This is a genomic window from Saccharopolyspora kobensis (genome assembly GCF_900108315.1).
GTDB classification, from domain to species: domain Bacteria; phylum Actinomycetota; class Actinomycetes; order Mycobacteriales; family Pseudonocardiaceae; genus Saccharopolyspora; species Saccharopolyspora kobensis.
Map to the genome: position 1 here is coordinate 1 of NZ_FNVB01000003.1, position 16,133 is coordinate 16,133.

15 protein-coding genes are annotated in these 16,133 nt (G+C 71.6%); 6 read left to right on the top strand and 9 right to left on the bottom strand.

Annotated elements, in window-relative coordinates:
* Positions 1-358: CNNM domain-containing protein (locus C4T78_RS08700; RefSeq protein ID WP_146075829.1), on the bottom strand; the 358-nt coding region annotated here is incomplete at its 3' end.
* A 420-nt stretch (positions 359-778) separates the two neighbouring features.
* Here C4T78_RS08700 and C4T78_RS08705 point away from each other — a divergent pair.
* Together C4T78_RS08705 and C4T78_RS08710 are read left to right on the top strand one after the other, a co-directional pair.
* A complete protein-coding gene (locus C4T78_RS08705; protein WP_093358330.1) occupies positions 779-1,558 on the top strand; it encodes a sporulation protein in 780 nt (259 codons plus the stop codon).
* Between the two features lie 139 nt (positions 1,559-1,697).
* Positions 1,698-2,507 carry an ion transporter gene (locus C4T78_RS08710; RefSeq protein WP_235863890.1) on the top strand — a complete coding sequence of 270 codons (810 nt, stop codon included), beginning with the start codon at positions 1,698-1,700 and terminating at the stop codon, positions 2,505-2,507.
* Positions 2,508-2,519: 12 nt separating this feature from the next.
* On the opposite strand, the gene C4T78_RS08715 is transcribed toward C4T78_RS08710, so the two are convergent.
* The 3 genes from C4T78_RS08715 to C4T78_RS08725 form a co-directional block, all read right to left on the bottom strand.
* Positions 2,520-4,175, bottom strand: coding sequence for a bifunctional metallophosphatase/5'-nucleotidase (locus tag C4T78_RS08715; RefSeq protein WP_235863894.1), 1,656 nt, complete (start codon positions 4,173-4,175; stop codon positions 2,520-2,522).
* Between the two features lie 134 nt (positions 4,176-4,309).
* Positions 4,310-6,211, bottom strand: coding sequence for a S9 family peptidase (locus C4T78_RS08720; protein ID WP_177247822.1), 1,902 nt, complete (start codon positions 6,209-6,211; stop codon positions 4,310-4,312).
* A gap of 216 nt (positions 6,212-6,427) precedes the next feature.
* The gene (locus C4T78_RS08725; RefSeq protein WP_093358336.1) at positions 6,428-7,462 is read right to left on the bottom strand and encodes an NAD(P)/FAD-dependent oxidoreductase; all 1,035 of its coding nucleotides are present in this window, start codon (positions 7,460-7,462) and stop codon (positions 6,428-6,430) included.
* Between the two features lie 338 nt (positions 7,463-7,800).
* Here C4T78_RS08725 and C4T78_RS36325 point away from each other — a divergent pair, with 338 nt between their 5' ends.
* The gene (locus C4T78_RS36325; protein ID WP_177247824.1) at positions 7,801-7,950 is read left to right on the top strand and encodes a hypothetical protein; all 150 of its coding nucleotides are present in this window, start codon (positions 7,801-7,803) and stop codon (positions 7,948-7,950) included.
* A 99-nt stretch (positions 7,951-8,049) separates the two neighbouring features.
* On the opposite strand, the gene C4T78_RS08730 is transcribed toward C4T78_RS36325, so the two are convergent.
* Positions 8,050-9,471: a UDP-N-acetylmuramoyl-L-alanyl-D-glutamate--2,6-diaminopimelate ligase gene (locus tag C4T78_RS08730; RefSeq protein ID WP_177247825.1), complete on the bottom strand. Its 1,422-nt coding sequence runs from the start codon at positions 9,469-9,471 to the stop codon at positions 8,050-8,052.
* Between the two features lie 206 nt (positions 9,472-9,677).
* Here C4T78_RS08730 and argG point away from each other — a divergent pair, with 206 nt between their 5' ends.
* The gene (gene argG, locus C4T78_RS08735) at positions 9,678-11,096 is read left to right on the top strand and encodes an argininosuccinate synthase (protein WP_093146937.1); all 1,419 of its coding nucleotides are present in this window, start codon (positions 9,678-9,680) and stop codon (positions 11,094-11,096) included.
* Positions 11,097-11,233: 137 nt separating this feature from the next.
* Positions 11,234-11,695 carry a PPOX class F420-dependent oxidoreductase gene (locus tag C4T78_RS08740; RefSeq protein ID WP_093358340.1) on the top strand — a complete coding sequence of 154 codons (462 nt, stop codon included), beginning with the start codon at positions 11,234-11,236 and terminating at the stop codon, positions 11,693-11,695.
* A gap of 58 nt (positions 11,696-11,753) precedes the next feature.
* Here the strand turns inward: C4T78_RS08740 and C4T78_RS08745 are convergent, their stop codons facing one another.
* Complete coding sequence (locus C4T78_RS08745; protein WP_309599262.1) at positions 11,754-12,041, bottom strand: DUF1540 domain-containing protein; 288 nt, start codon at positions 12,039-12,041, stop codon at positions 11,754-11,756.
* A gap of 69 nt (positions 12,042-12,110) precedes the next feature.
* The gene (locus C4T78_RS08750; protein ID WP_093358342.1) at positions 12,111-12,332 is read right to left on the bottom strand and encodes a LapA family protein; all 222 of its coding nucleotides are present in this window, start codon (positions 12,330-12,332) and stop codon (positions 12,111-12,113) included.
* Between the two features lie 143 nt (positions 12,333-12,475).
* Here C4T78_RS08750 and C4T78_RS08755 point away from each other — a divergent pair, with 143 nt between their 5' ends.
* Entirely contained in the window at positions 12,476-13,180 is a 705-nt protein-coding gene (locus tag C4T78_RS08755) for a hypothetical protein (RefSeq protein WP_093358344.1), read from the top strand.
* A gap of 2 nt (positions 13,181-13,182) precedes the next feature.
* Here C4T78_RS08755 and C4T78_RS08760 read toward each other — a convergent pair whose 3' ends face one another.
* Positions 13,183-14,637 carry an AMP-binding protein gene (locus tag C4T78_RS08760; RefSeq protein WP_093358346.1) on the bottom strand — a complete coding sequence of 485 codons (1,455 nt, stop codon included), beginning with the start codon at positions 14,635-14,637 and terminating at the stop codon, positions 13,183-13,185.
* A gap of 193 nt (positions 14,638-14,830) precedes the next feature.
* Complete coding sequence (locus tag C4T78_RS08765; RefSeq protein WP_093358348.1) at positions 14,831-16,123, bottom strand: DUF3100 domain-containing protein; 1,293 nt, start codon at positions 16,121-16,123, stop codon at positions 14,831-14,833.
* Between the last annotated feature and the right edge of the window lie 10 nt (positions 16,124-16,133).

The following is a 16,133-nucleotide window of genomic DNA, read 5'->3' on the forward strand; positions in this document are numbered from 1 at the left end:
ACAACGTCGTCGCCAGCAGGATCGCCAACGCCAACGACACCGCACCCGCCGCCGACACCGGAACACCCACCGCCAGCAACACCGGACGGATCAACTCACCGATCAACGGCTCAGCCACATACCCGGTGACCAACGTCGTCAACGTGATCGCGACCTGCGCACCCGAGAGCTGAAACGACAACGACCGATGCGCCCTCTGCACCGCCCTCGCACGCCGGTCACCCACCGCATGCACATGAGCATCAACCGTGCTGCGCTCAAGAGAAGTCAGCGAGAACTCAGCCGCCACCGCCAGACCAGTGCCCAAAGTGAGCACACCGACGAAAACCAGACCCAGAACGGCCAACAGGATTTCCATCACCGACCGCCCCTCGGACGACCGGACATCAACTCAGAAAGGCCGGGATCGCGTCCCGGCCCGGTACTGCCCCCGTCAGGGGATTGTGCCGCAGGCACTGAAGCCGTCACTCCTCGAGATGAAGCGGAGAAAAGGGACACGCAGTATAGCCCGCACAGATCAACCCGCAGTCGAGTGAAGTTGACCCAAATCACACTTTCGGAGGATCAAGTTCGCCGCCCGCCCGACCCCTCAGCGCGCACGCAGGAATGTCCGGTTCATGCCATTGGGTGATGTTGTGTTGATCACGATCTTCGTCGCCTTCGTCCGGAACTCGGTGCTCCCCCGATCCGTTCCTGTGTGCGTGGACGACGGGCGGCCCACCCTCCGCTGTGGATCGTCCAGCCGCACGAGGCGAGGACGAAGGAAGGAACCGCAGGAATGGTCTTCAAGAAGCTCCTGGGCTCGCTCGGGAAAGGCGCACCGGCGGTGAACACCGTGCTGCACCAGCCCTACGCGCACCCCGGCTCGACCGTCACCGGCGACGTCCGCATCAAGGCGGGCAAGCAGGACATCACCGTCGAGCACGTCGCGCTGAGTTTCGCCGCGCACGTGGAGAACGGCTACGGCGATCCGGTCGCGGTCGAGTTCCACCGCGCCGAGATCGCCGAGCGCTTCGAGCTGAGCGGCGGCGAGGAGAAGGTGGTCCCGTTCGAGTGCCCAATGCCGTGGGAGACGCCGATCAGCAACGTGCAGGCCATGCACCTGGACGGCATCGCCGTGGGCGTGCACACCGAGCTGCGCGTCTCGGAGGCAGGCAAGGACGAGCTCTCGACCAAGAGCGATCTCGACCCGTTCGCGATCGAGCCGCTGCCCGCGCAGGCAGCGGTGCTGGACGCCTTCGGGCGGCTCGGCATCCAGTTCCGCGGCACCGGCCTGGCGCCCGACCGGCTCGACGGCGTGCGGCAGGAGCTGCCGTTCTTCCAGGAGATCGAGTTCTTCCCGCCGCCACCGCTGGCCGAGTACCTCAACGACGTCTGGCTGACCTTCGTCGCGGACGCCGAGGGCGTGGACGTGGTGCTGACGGTCGACAAGCTCAGCCGGATCGCCGCTTCCGACCAGATCCGGTTCCGGGAAAGCCACGACGAAGCGCCGTCGGCCGACTGGACCGGGCGCATCCAGGGCTGGCTGCAGGAGACCGCCGAACAGCGGGCGCGCTAGCGGCGGGTGTGCTGGACAGGTGCCGGTACCCGGCGTTGTGCGCTGAGTGACACCGCGGCCACCGTGTGCGGCGGGCGCCGGACCCGCCCGCTAAGTTGATCATCAACTTCCGTCCAGCACAGTCCTGCCAGGAGTTTCGGTGAACACGCGTGAACGGGTCCGCATGCTGGTCGACGCACCGGCGTTCCAGCGAGTCATCATCGCGGTCATCCTCGTCAACGCCTTCACCCTCGGCTGCGAGACCTCGGCGACGCTGATGGCCGGCTACGGCTGGCTGCTGCACGCCATCGACCGGATCGCGCTGGCGGTGTTCACCATCGAGATCGCCGCCCGGCTCTACGCCCACGGCTGGCGGTTCTTCCGGGATCCGTGGAACTGCTTCGACGCCGTCATCGTCGGCGTCTCGCTGCTGCCCACCACCGGGACCTTCGGCGTGCTGCGCGCTTTGCGCGTCCTGCGGGTGCTGCGGCTGATCTCGGCGGTCCCGAACATGCGGCGCGTGGTCGGCGCGCTGCTGACCGCCGTGCCCGGGATGGCCTCGATCGCCGCGCTGCTCGTGCTGATCCTCTACGTGGGATCGGTGATCGCCACCAAGCTGTTCAGCGAGGTCGCCCCGGAGTACTTCGGCGACCTCGGCGACTCGCTGTTCACGCTGTTCCAGGTGATGACCGGCGAGGCCTGGTCGGAGGTGGCGCGCAGCGTCATGGAGGCCGAACCGCTGGCCTGGATCTTCTTCATCGGCTACATCGCGGTCACCACGTTCACGGTGCTCAACCTGTTCATCGCGGTGGCGGTGTCGGCGATGGAGTCGCAGGTCAGCAAGGAGCGCGAGGATCGCCACGACAGCGCGACGACCGTGCAGGACCTGCTCGGCGAGGTGCGCGGGTTGCGGGCCGAGCTCCGCGAACTCCGCGCCGAGGCCGGGAGCGCACCCACGGCGCGCTCCTGACCCCGGCGGCGGCTACGGCGTCGCGGTGATCCGGTCGGCCGGTGGCGGCGCGATGTCCGGGTGCGCGGCCAGGTAGTCGACGAGGGCGTCCAGGTCGACCGGGCCGCCGGTGACATCGGTCCCCTTCGTGAACTCGGTGAACCCGTCGCCGCCCGCGGACAGGAAGTTGTTCACCGACACGCGGTAGCTCGCGGCCGGGTCGACCGGCTGACCGGCGACGGTGATGCCGGAGACCTTCGACCCGGCCGGTGCGGAAGCCGAGTAGCTGTAGCGCAGCGTCGACGACACCTGCAGGATGCGCGTCGATTCGGCCTGCCACTGCTGTTCCAGCACGTTCTTCAGCTGCTCGCCGGTCAGCGTCAGGGTCTGCATGACGTTGCCGAAGGGCTGGACCGCGTACGCCTCGCCGTAGGTGACCACGCCGTCGCCCTCACCGGCCGGGGAGGACGCGTGCACGAGGTCGGTCCGGATGCCGCCGGGGTTGGTCATCGCGATCTGCGCGCCGTTGGCCTGGGTCGCCGCCAGCTGCGCGTCGGCGAGCACGTCACCGAGCGCGGATTCGCCGGAGGGCGCGCCTTCGCGGAGCAGGTCGCCGGTGATCGTGCCGATCTTGCGGTTGGCGATCGGCGCGGCCTTGCCGGTGGCCTCGTCGATCAGCTGCTGCGCGGCGGGATCGGCGGGCACGTCGCGGGTGACGATCCGGTTGTGGGCCTTGGTCTCCGGGCGCACCACGTCCTTGCTGCGCCGGTCGATCGTCAGGTCGGCCACCGACAGCAACCGGCCGAAGGACGCGCCCTGCAGCACCGTCCGCGGGTTGCCCGCCGGGTCCTGGACCGTGCAGTTGTACTGCTGGTGGCTGTGCCCGGTGAAGATGACGTCGACCTTCGGCGAGGCGTGCGCGGCGATCTCCGAGGCCGGTCCCGGCGTCACGCGGCAGTCGTCGGGCCCGCCGCCCTCGGTGTTGTCGCCCTGGTGCAGCAGCACCACCTGCGCCTTGACCCCGGCGCGGTCCAGCAGGTCGGCGGTGCGGCCGATGGCCTCGACCTCGTCGCCGAAGGTCAGGCCCCGCACCGCTTCCGGGGTGACCATCGCGGGCAGGTCTTCCAGCGTCACGCCGATGACGCCGATCGGCACGCCCTGGACGCGTTCGACGCTGAACGGCAGCAGCGCGGGCCTGCCGTCCTCGAAGGCGACGTTGGCGCCCAGCTGCGGGAAGTCCGCGCCGCCGAAGGACTCCCGGAACTGGCAGCCGTCCTCGGCGTGGCAGCCGCCGGACTGGATCCGCTGCAGCTCGGCGTAGCCCTCGTCGAACTCGTGGTTGCCGACCACGGAAGCTGCCACGCCGAGCTCGTTGAGGAACTCGACGGTCGGCTCGTCGTGGAACAGCGCGGAGTTCACCGGCGAGGCGCCGATGTTGTCGCCCGCCGAGAGGACCAGCGAGTTGCGGACCTCGCCGCGCAGCTGGGCCACGTGCGTGGCCAGGTAGGCCGCGCCACCTGCGTCGACCGTGCTGCCGTCGGGCAGCGTGACCCGTCCCGAGGAACCCGCGGGCGGGTCCAGGTTTCCGTGCAGATCGTTGAAGGCGATCAGCCGGACGTCCACGGTGGCGGGTGCCGCGCTCACCGGTGCTCCCGACAGCGCGGCGGTGGCCAGCACCGCTGTTCCCAACGCCGCCGCGCGGCGGCCGAACCGACCTGGTCTCACTGACTCTCCTCCCGAGGTCCTGCGACGCCAGCAGATCTTGCCCGCTGCGCGCGGCCGAGGCCAGCGATTCCGGCCGATCCGTCTACCGAGGACGGTCGCTAGCAGCGGCGACCGCCGAGGTGGTCGGCGAAGTGCCGCTCGATCGCGCGGTGCAGCAGCACCTTGTTCTCCGGGTGCTCGAAGCCGTGGCCCTCGCCCGCGGTGACGAGGTGCTCGACCGGCACACCACGGGCCCGCAGCGGCTCGACGATGTTGACCGATTCGTCCTGGATCACGCGGACGTCGTCGGCGCCCTGGGCGACCAGCAGCGGCGTGCGGATCCGCTCGACCATGGTGACCGGAGAGCGGGCCAGCATGTCCGCTTCCTGGGCGGGATCCTCGGGATCGCCGACGTAGCGGTACCAGCTGTTGGTCATGGCGGGCCTGGTGAACGGTGGCAGCGTGCGCATGAAGTTCGCCAGGTTGGAGATGCCCGCGCAGTCCACCGCCGCGGCGAAGTAGTCCGGTGTGGCGGTCGCGCCGACGAGCGCCGCGTAGCCGCCGTAGGAGCCGCCCGCGATCGCGATGCGGCCGGGGTCGGCGTAGCCGCGCGCCACGGCCCAGTCGGCGGCGTCGACGAGGTCGTCGTGCATCTTCCCGGCGAACTCGCCGATCGCGGCGGTGAGGTGCCGCTTCCCGTAGCCGGTGGAGCCGCGGAAGTTCACCTGCAGCACCGCGTACCCGCGGTTGGCCAGGAACTGCACCGTCGGGTTGTAGGACCAGGTGTCGTGGCACCACGGCCCGCCGTGCACCAGCAGCACCAGCGGCAGGTCCCGCGGTTCGACGCCGACCGGCAGCGTCAGGAAGGCGGGCAGCCGCAGCCCGTCGCGAGCCGGGAAGGCCACCGCCGTCATCGGCGCCAGGTCGGCGGGGTCCAGCTGCGGGTGCGGGCGGAACAGCAACCGGCTCTCCCCCGTGGCGTGGTCGTAGAACCAGGTCGCCCCCGGGTCGCGGTCGTGGATGAACGTGGCGACCCAGCGCTGCTCGGTCACGTCCGAGGACACCGAGTGCAGCACGCCGTCGGACAGCGCGGACAGCGCCGCGTGGACCTCGGCGAAGTGCGGGTCCAGGACCTCGATCCGCGGCCGGTCGCCGGCGAAGCGGGCCGCGATGACCTCCCCGGTCCGCCTGCTGGTGAACACTGTGGACGGTGGCGCACCGGGCCCGGCGAGACCCGCGGTGCACAGGCTGTGCCCGGCCACCGCCGCGACCGCGGTCTGCGCGCCGGTCGTCCGGTCGATCCGGACCAGCCGCATGTCGTCGGAGTCCTGGTAGGCGCCGACCAGCAGCCCCGTCCCGTCGGGCGTCACCATCTGCAGCGGCAGCCCGTGCGGGTGTTCGGGGCCGCCCATGCGGCGCAGGAACCGCTTGCGACCGGTCTCCGGATCGATGGCGGAGAACTCGCAGGCGCCGTCGTCGGCCAGCACCGACCAGAACGCCGGCTCGCCGTCGCGGTCCAGCAGGACGGTGCCGCCCGGTTCGGGCTGTTCCAGGTGCAGGTGCACCTCGCCGGTGGCGACGTCGACGCGGAACACGTCGATGGCCTCGGGGCGCCGGTTCATCCAGACCAGCACGTCGCCGGGCGCAGATTTCGCCGGGTCCACGGCGAACACGCGCAATCCCGGTGGCAGCGGGGTCAGGTCGACCGCCGGTTCGCCCGGCGCGTCGAGGTCGACCCGGTGCAGGTGCCAGTCCTCGTTGCCGTCGGTGTCCTGCAGGTACAGCAGCCAGCGCGAATCGTCGGTCCAGTAGTAGGACTTGATGCCGCGCCGGGCGTCGTTGGTGACGCACACCGCGTCCTCGTGCTCCTCGCCGACCCCGCGCACCCACACGTTCGGCCGGCCGTGCTTGGGCGCCAGGTAGGCGATGCGCGTCCCGTCCGGCGAGATCGACGCGTGGGAGAAGACCGGATCGGCGAAGAACTCCTCCACCGCGATCAGCTGCGGCGGCGTTCCGGTCATCCAGTGCTCCGATCAGAGGTGGCAGCGCCGGGAGCTGGGATCGGGGCCTGCTGCCACGTGATCCGGCACGGTGCCGTCGGGGCACGGTCGAACTCCGGCATGCCTCGTACACGTCATGATCGGCGCGAGCGGTTCACCGGCGGTCGCCGGAGCCGACCTGCGGCCCCGGCGGACCCGGTGAAGTGCCCTTGCGGGCACCGCACCTGCGGCAGGCGCTCACAGACCGTGGCGGCGGTCTCCGGCGACCAGCTCGCAGATCCGCGATTCGGACTCCGGGGAGAACGGCCCGGCGACCGCCCGGTCGACCTCCTCGGCAACCAGGTCGGCGTTGATCTGACCCGCGGCGGCCGCGCCCGCCGCAGCGGCGCCGCCGACCTGCGCCGCCAGGTCGGTGACGTTGCCCGCCACCCACACGCCCGGGACCGCGGTGCGCCCGCCGGCATCGGCCGGGAAGTGCTCGCCCATGCCGCTGGGGTGCTCCTGGGGCCGCAGGCCGAGATCGGCCAGGAAACCGGCGCGCGCCACCATCCGCGACGCCACCGCCACCGCCTCGCGCGCGACGACGGTCCCGTCGGCCAGCCGAACACCGGTGAGGCGGTCGCCGGTGACCTCGATCGCCGCGACCTCGCCCGGCACCACCCGGATCCCGCGGGCGATCAGCTTGCGCACGTCCTGCTCGTCCAGCGGCGAGGCGGTGCCCGCGAAGAACACGACGTCCGCGCTCCACTGCCGGAACAGCAGCGCTTGGTGCACCGACATCGGCCCGGTGGCCAGCACGCCGATGGCCCCGTCGCGGACCTCCCAGCCGTGGCAGTACGGGCAGTGCAGCACGTCGCGGCCCCACCGCTCGCGCAGCCCCGGCACCTCCGGCAGCTCGTCCACCAGCCCGGTGGTCACCAGCAGCCGCCGCGCCCGCGTCGAGCGGCCGTCGGCCAGCAGCACCGAGAAGCCCCCGTCGGCGCGGTTCACCGCGAGAACCTCGCCGGAGATCACGTCGCCCCCGTAACCGCGCACTTCCGCCCGGCCGCGCTCCAGCAGCTCCGCCGGGCTCATCCCGTCGCGGCCCAGCAGTCCGTGCGCGGCCGCCGCCGGTGCGTTGCGCGGCTCGCCGGCGTCGATCACCGCCACCGAGCGCCGCGCCCGGGCCAGCATCAGCGCCCCGTTCAACCCTGCGGCGCCACCGCCGACGACCACCACGTCGTAGTTCTCCGCCAACTGTCCGGTCAACTCGACCACCTCCGCGACCACCATGCGAGCGGATCCCACCGGTGGCAAATGCGCTTGCGGAAACGGCAAACCGTTGGCGTCCGGTCCGCGGTGGACGAATCTCCGAATGCGGAGTGCAACCGCTTGCTACCCGACGTGTTCGGGGCGAAAGCCCCTGCTCCGCCGGGGTCCTCCGGCCCTACCGTGGTCGGTGCGCACATACCGCGCATCCAGCTGGATCCGAGAAGCACGAGTTCGCGCGCTTCCGCCCGCCCGAGCACGACGGCTCCGGAGGTGCGCCGGTGCTGCAGTCCGCGCAGCACGCACCATCCGACGGAATTTCACCGAATCCGGACTTCGGTCCGGGATTTCGAGGGATCAAGATGAAAGTCAGCACGGTCTTCAGCAACCCGAGCCGTCACTGGGGCGGCGGCTGGGGTTGGGGCTGGGGCTGGGGCCACTGGGGTGGCTGGTGGGGCGGTTGGCACCGGTGGGGCCACTGGCACCACTGGGGCCGCTGGGGTCGCTGGTGACCGGCCCGTCGAGCCCTTAGCTCCCAACCCGATCATCCGAGCCGGGCGTCCCCGGTGAGGTGATCACAACCCTCCGAGTAGCTCTCGCGTTCGCGGGAGCTACTCGCGCGTCCACCCCGCGGCGGCCAGCGCGGCTTCGACGACCTCGGCATCGTCGAACGGGAGCTGCTCGCCGCCGACCGCTTGGAAGCGCTCGTGACCGCGGCCCGCGACGAGCACCACATCGCCCGGCACCGCCCGGCCGACGGCGATGGCGATCGCCTCCCGCCGGTCGTGCTCCACCAGGAAATCCCCACCGCTGCAGCCGATCGTGCCGGTCAGCACCTGCGCGGTGATCTGCGCCGGATCCTCGCCGCCCGGGTCGTCGGCGGTGAAGACCGCGGTGTCGGCGGCCAGCGCTGCGCGCCCCACCTCCGGGCGGCTGAACCGGTCGCGATTCCCGGCGCAACCGACGACCAGGTGCACGCGCCCTCCGCTCGCCCGGCGCGCCGCCGCGATCAGCTCGGCCACCGCGGTGGGCGTGTGCGCGAAGTCGACCACCGCCAGGAACGGCTGACCGACGTCCACGCGCTGGAAACGCCCCGGCGGCAGTGCGGCACCCAGGCCGCGGGCCGCAGCCGGCCCGGACACCCCCAGCAGGCGAGCCGCCGCGTAGGCCGCCGCCAGGCCGGTGGCGTGCCGACCGGTCGCTGCCGGCACCGCCAGCACCACCGGCTCGCCGTTGTCGTGGACGACCACGCGCGCCCCGTCGGACTCCGCCACCCGCACGTCAGCGCGCGGGCTGCGCCCGACGGTCACCACCGGCACCCGGGCCTGGTCGGCCAGCCGCCGGCCCCACCGGTCGTCGATGTTGACCACGGCCCGGCGGCAGCGCTCCGGCGTGAACAGCGCGGCCTTGGCCGCGAAGTACTGCTCCACCGTGCCGTGGTAGTCGAGGTGCTCCGGGCTCAGGTTGGTGAACACCGCGACCTCGGCCCGCACCGGATCGGTGCGCTGCTGGTCGATCGCGTGCGAGGACACCTCGACGACCGCCGCCTGAACCCCCGCGGCGCGCATCCGGCACAGCATCCGCTGCAGCTCGGCGGCATCCGGCGTGGTCAGCGCCGCCGGGCACCGCCATCCCGGAGCGCGGGTCTCGACCGTGGAGCTCAAGCCGGTGCGCAGGCCGCCGGCGGCGAGCGCGGCTTCGAGCAGGTGCGCGGTGGTCGTCTTGCCGTTGGTGCCGGTCACGGCGGCGATGGAGAGCGCATCGGCGGGGTGGCCGTGCACTCGCGCGGCGACCGGCCCCACCGCGGCCCGCACGGCGGGAACGCGCACCTGGGGCACCGGCACGTCGAGGAACCGCTGCACCAGCAGCGCACCGGCTCCCGCCGCCACCGCCTCGGCCGCGAAAGCGTGCCCGTCGCGCTGCGTTCCCGGCACGGCGCAGAACAGCGCGCCCGGCCGCACCCGCCTGCTGTCGGTGCCGACGTCGGAGATCCGGGCATCACCGCGCAGCTCGGCTTCCCCCAGACCGCGCACCGCAGCGGAGAGGCTGCAGGCGCGTCGGCAGTCGCATTCCACGATCGTCCCCCGGAAACGACGGCTGTCCCGACACCAACCGGACATACCCGCCGACGGCCTCCGCAATGCCTTCGCGACCTGGCGGCCCTGATCATCACCGCAGGTCACAGCATCTTTCCACCCCCGATTTCATAATCATGCAGTCCATCGCATACTCTTAAGTCATGTCCAAGGTTCTGACGAGTCTCCCGGTCGGCCAGCGAGTCGGCGTCGCCTTCTCCGGAGGTCTCGACACCTCCGTCGCGGTGGCCTGGATGCGCGAGAAGGGCGCCGTCCCCTACACCTACACCGCCGACATCGGGCAGTACGACGAGACCGACATCGCCTCCATCCCCGGCCGCGCCAAGTCCTACGGCGCCGAGATGTCCCGCCTGGTGGACTGCCGGGAGGCGCTGGTCGAGGAAGGCCTGGCCGCGCTGACCTGCGGCGCGTTCCACATCCGCTCGGCCGGGCGGACCTACTTCAACACCACCCCGCTGGGCCGCGCCGTGACCGCCACCCTGCTGGTCCGCGCGATGCTCGAGGACGGGGTGGAGATCTGGGGCGACGGCTCCACCTTCAAGGGCAACGACATCGAGCGGTTCTACCGCTACGGGCTGCTGGCCAACCCGCGCCTGCGGATCTACAAGCCGTGGCTGGACACCGACTTCGTCGGCGAGCTCGGCGGCCGCCAGGAGATGTCGGAGTGGCTGCAGGAGCACGGCCTGCCCTACCGCGACAGCGCGGAGAAGGCCTACTCCACCGACGCCAACATCTGGGGCGCCACCCACGAGGCCAAGCAGCTGGAGCACCTCGACACCGGGGTCGAGATCGTCGACCCGATCATGGGCGTGCGGTTCTGGGACCCGTCGGTCGAGATCCCCACCGAGGACGTCACGATCACCTTCGCGCAGGGCCGCCCGGTCGCGATCAACGGCAAGGAGTTCGCCTCCGCCGTCGACCTGGTGCACGAGGCCAACGCGGTCGGCGGCAGGCACGGCCTGGGCATGAGCGACCAGATCGAGAACCGGATCATCGAGGCCAAGAGCCGCGGCATCTACGAGGCCCCGGGCATGGCCCTGCTGTTCATCGCCTACGAGCGGCTGGTCAACGCGATCCACAACGAGGACACCGTCGCCAACTACCACAACGAGGGCCGCAAGCTGGGCCGCCTGATGTACGAGGGCCGCTGGCTGGACCCGCAGTCGCTGATGCTGCGGGAGTCGCTGCAGCGCTGGGTCGGCTCGGCGGTCACCGGCGAGGTCACCCTGCGGCTGCGCCGCGGCGAGGACTACTCGATCCTCAACACCACCGGCCCGGCGTTCTCCTACCACCCGGACAAGCTGTCCATGGAGCGCACCGAGAACGCCGCCTTCGGCCCGGTGGACCGGATCGGCCAGCTGACGATGCGCAACCTCGACATCGCCGACTCCCGCGCCAAGCTGGAGACCTACGCCCAGCTCGGCCTGGTCGGCCCGGCCCACACCGAGCTGGTCGGCTCGCTGCAGGCCGGTGGCGCCGAGGCGATCGCCTCGGTCGGCGCCGACGACTCCACCGAATCGGGTTACCTGGACCGCGCCGCGATGGAGTCCGGCACGGACTGAGCACCGCAACTCCCGGGCCGCCGCGGGGCGAACGCTCCCGCGGCGGCCCTCCGGCGTCCGCGATGCACCCGGGGCAAGATGGGCGCCAACGCAGGTCGCGCACGCCAACGCAGGTCGCGCACGAGGAGGTCTCCGCGATGCCCCAGATCGCCACCAACACGAGGGTGGAGCTGTCCGGACTGCTGGACTTCGTCCGGCCGCGGCACCGCGCGATCCTGCTCACCACCAGGACCGACGGCAGCCCGCAGGGCTCGCCGCTGACCTGCGGCGTGGACGATGCCGGCCGGCTGGTGATGTCGACCTACCCGGAACGCGCGAAGACCCGCAACGCCAAGCGCGACCCGCGGGTGAGCGTGATCGTGCTGTCCGACGACTGGAACGGCCCGTGGGTCCAGGTCGACGGCACGGCCGAGGTGATCGACGCGCCGGACTCGGTGGAACCGCTGGTCGAGTACTTCCGCACCATCGCGGGCGAGCACCCCGACTGGGACGAGTACCGCGAGGCGATGCGCAAGCAGGGCAAGTCCCTGATCCGCGTCACCCCCGAGCGCTGGGGCCCGATCGCCACCGGGGGCTTCCCCGCCCGCCTCGCCGACTGACCTCGGTCACCGCGCCGGACGAGCCGCGCTCGGCCTGCTCCCGGCCGGTACCGGGAGATCAGGCGGGTTGGTAGGTCAGGCAGTCCACGATGTCGTGCTCGTGGCCGACCGAGATCCCGGGGGCCTGGCACTCCAGGTGCGAGTTGTAGCGGCAGTCCTCCATCTTGCAGGCGCCGACGTGCGCGACCGAGTCCGGATCACCGCCGGTGACCGAGGTCGTGACGAAGGTGTCGCACTGCGGTTGCCGCGGTTCTCCGATGGTGATCGCCAGCGCGTGGCAGTTCTGGTGGTCGTTGAAGGCGCACTCGGTCGCGGTGCAGTTGTTGACCAGCGGCATCTCCATCATGGGGTCCCCCTCGCGTCGTGCTGTCTGATGAGGGCTTCCCCGGAACGGTCCGCGGTAACCGCGCGGGCATCACTTCCGCGGCCGTCCCACGAGCAGTCCGACGACGACGCCGATGATGAGCATTCCGGCCAGCGCGGTCCACAGCGGCAGCGTCACCACCGGTACGAGGAGCCGGATCTCGACGAGGCCCCGGTTCTCCACGGCGAGCACCACGGCCAGCACGACCAGCGCCAGGCCGGTCACCACCCGTGCCGGCACCCGGCGCTGAGCCGGTTCGCGCTGCTTCACCACCTGCCCAGTGTGGTCAGCACGCGGTGGCCGTGCCCAGAGCACAACGTCACCGCGGTGATTGAGGACTTTCGCCCGGTGACAACGCAGTGACCAGCCGCGACGGTCGAAACGTTCTCCGCAGTCGCACTCCGCTGGAGGAAACGATGCACAACGGCCACGAAATGCGCTGGGGCGGGCTGGCCGGGCTCGCTTCGCTCGTGCTCGCCATCATCGCGAGCATCCTGCTGCGCGGCGCGCCGCGGATCACCGAGTCCACCAACGCGATCGCCAGCTACCTGTTCTTCTCCCGCGGCGTGATCCTGACCGCGGTCGTGCTCGCCGCGGCGGCCGTCGTGCTGTTCATGTGGTTCGGCGCCACGCTGGCCACCGCGTTCCGGCTGGCCGACCCCGACAGCGACGCGCCCGCCGTGGTGCTGGCCGGGTTCGCGATCACCGCCACCACCGGCTTCCTCGGCACCGCGATGTTCGGCGGCCTGGTGCACGCGCTGACCACCCACCCGATGCTGCTCGCGCTCGCTTCGGTGCCCTACTCCGCGCTCATGGTGGTGCGGGCGATCGCCGGGCTGGCCCTGGCGCTGCCGCTGGCCGCCTGCGCGGTGGCCGTCATGCGCACCGAGGTGTTCCCGGCGTGGGCCGGCTGGTTCACCGGTTTCGTCGCCGTGATCCGGGTTCTCGGCGCGATCACGGTGATCAGCGGTGCCGGGGTGCTGGCGCCCGACAGCGTGCTCGCCGCTTACGTCCCGAACGCGCTGACCGCGCTGTGGCTGCTGGTCATGAGCGGCCTGCTGGTCCGCGAGCACCTGCCCAGCATCAGCCCGCAGCGGCGAGGCGCCGTCGGACCGGCCTGAACTCAGGCGCCCGCGATCCGGGTCGCGCGCAGTTCGCTGCGGCGGACCTTGCCCGCGTCGTCACGCAGCTGCTCGGTGGTGAACTCGAAGGACCTCGGGATCTTGTACGGCGCCAGGCGGGCGCGCAGGTGCGCCACGAGGTCTTCGGGGCTCAGCGGCCGGGTGGTCTCCAGGATCGCGTGGACGACGTTGCCGAGGTCGTCGTCGGGCAGCCCGATCACCGCGCTCGACGCGACCCGCGGGTGCTCGGCCAGGGCGTTCTCCACCTCGGCCGGGTAGACGTTCGCGCCGCCCACCAGGATGACGTCCGTGCTGCGGTCGGCGAGGTAGAGGTAGCCGTCGGCGTCGAAGCGGCCCATGTCGCCGAGCGATTCCCAGCCGTCGCGCGCCCGCGGATCGGCGCCGACGTAGCGGTAGGACGGCGGGCTGCCCGGGCTGCGGCGCAGCCACAGCTCGCCCACCTCGCCCGGTGGCAGCTCCCGGAACTCCTCGTCGCGGGCGGTGATCTCGCCGGCGACGACCTGGCCCACGGAACCGGGCCGCTGCAGCCACGCCGTCCCGTCGATCATCGTGCTGGCCAGCGATTCGGTGCCCGCGTAGACCTCCAGGACCTTCTCCGGGCCGACCCAGTCGATCCAGCCGCGCTTGACGTTCTGCGGGCACGGCGCGCCGACGTGGAAGACGGTCCGCAGCGAGGAGACGTCCACCGCGGCCCGGCGCTCGGCGGGCAGCCGCAGCATTCGCCCCATCATGGTGGGCACCACGTAGAGCCAGGTGACCGCGTGCTGCTCGATCAGGTCCAGCGCGCGCTCCGCGTCGAACCGCGACATCAGCACCACGTGGCTGCCCTGGAGCACCCCGATCAGGGAGAACATGTAGGGCGCGTTGTGGTAGAGCGGCGCGGTGGTGAGCACGACGCCGCCGGGTTCCAGGCGCAGGTGGTCGATGCCCGCGAGAACGCCCTCGGCGCTGGCCTCCCGCCCGGACACGATCAACTTCGGTCTGCCGGTGCTGCCACCCGAGGTGGGGGCCTTCCACGCCGGTCCGATGACGTCGGGCAGCGCGGCGTCGGATTCGTCCGCGACGTCCTCGTCACCGCGCAGCCACGGGCGCTGGTCCTGCGGCGGGAGCCCGACCACGAGCGCCGGATCGGCGACCTCCAGCAGCGACGCCAGCTCGGCGGGCGGGAGCCGGTGCGACAGCGGCTGCGGGATCGCGCCGAGCTTCCACGCCGCGATCGAGCACTCCACGTGCCGCACCTGGCTGACCAGCGCGATCGACACCATCGATCCACGGGTGACGCCGAGCGAGGCGAACCGGCGCGCGAGCTGGTTGGTGCGCCGGTCGAGCTCCGCGCGGGTCAGCGTCACGTGGTCGTCGGTGACCGCCGGTCGGTCGGGCGCTTGCGCCACGAGTTCGCGCAGCCGCGCTGCCAGCGCCGTCGAGCCGGTGGTCATCTGCGCCTCGTTCCTCCGTCGGTGGCGTGCGTGCGGTGGCCCTCGCCCGGCCACCGAGGTCCGAACGTATGCGCGGGGCGCACCGCGGGTCGAGGCGCTGTAAGCGGGCACACGTCCGGCTCGTCAACCCTGCTCGACACCGCGCTCGCCGCACACCCGGCGAACCGGTGAAATCCACCGCACCGCGCCTCTTTCAGAGCAGTGCTTGGGCGATCAGCGCCGAGATGAGGAACGACGCGGCGAACGAGGTCAGCCCGACCGGGACGATGCGCCAGCCGATGCGCTTGAGCGCGGGCACGTCCTTGCCGATGCTCAGCCCCGCGAAGACCAGGATCGGTGTGGCCATGGCGAGGAACTCGATCGGCTCGATCAACGGCAGCACCGCACCGGCCACCGGTGAGATCGGCGAGGTGAGCAGGATGGCCAGCACCGAGGTGCCCGCGACCGCGGGCAGCCCGGTCAGCTTCTTGACGCCGAGACCGGCGAGGACCACGGCCGCGACCAGCGCGAACCCGAGCAGGGAACGCGGCTGGAGTCCACCGGTGTGCACGACGTTGGAGACCACCATGGCCAGCAGCACGAGCAGGATCGCGATCAGCGGCCGGATCCGGACGGTTTCGGCGGTCTCCGGCACCGCGGTCACCCGGGGCGCGGCGGCCTCGATCGTGCGGCCGCGGGTCAGCAGCCGGTAGAAGCGGTCGGCCAGCGGGAGCGCGACGAACATGCCGACGTAGAGCCCGAGCAGCGTGGTCACCAGGTTGCTGACCGCCGCCACCGCCACGATCTGGTTCGCCAGCTCCGGGTGCTGGGCGGCGATGGCCGCCGACGACGCGGCCATGACCGAGCCGGACCCGACACCGGTGCCCATCGCCAGCGCCAGCGGGTCCAGCCAGCCGGTCCCCGCCAGGAAGCTCGCCAGCAGCGTCACGTAGAGCGCTCCGACGACGCTGCCGAAGATGTACATGCCGAGCACGCCCCGGTACTCGTCGGAGTCGGGGCCGAACCGCTCGGAGACCATCGCGAAGGACGCCTCGCGGTCGATGGAGAAGCAGGCGCCCACCGCCGAGCGGCCCATCCGCAGCAGCACGGCCAGCGGCAGCGACAGCGCGACGGTGCCGAAGAGGTGGCCGAGTTCCTGCAGCAGCAGCGCGGCGCTGGCCTGCCTGAGCACCGGCAGCTCGTGCCCGACCACGAAGGCCAGGCGCACGCCGAGCAGCAGCACGCCCGCTTCCACCAGGTAGGTCGACGCCTTCTGCAGGCCGATCGGGACGGGGCGGAACCGCTGGATGCTCGCCACCGCGCCGAGCACCAGCCCCCAGATGATCGGGAAGAGCGTGATCGCACCCAGCCCGATGGAGATCTTGTGGCTTCCGATGGCCTCGGCAGCGGCGGTCAGGGCGAGCGCGACCAGGACGAGCAGGGCGAGTCGGCTGCGCGATGAGCGGACCGGGCGCGAGGTTCCCCGCGCGACCGTGGTGCCGGACATGGCTTCCTCC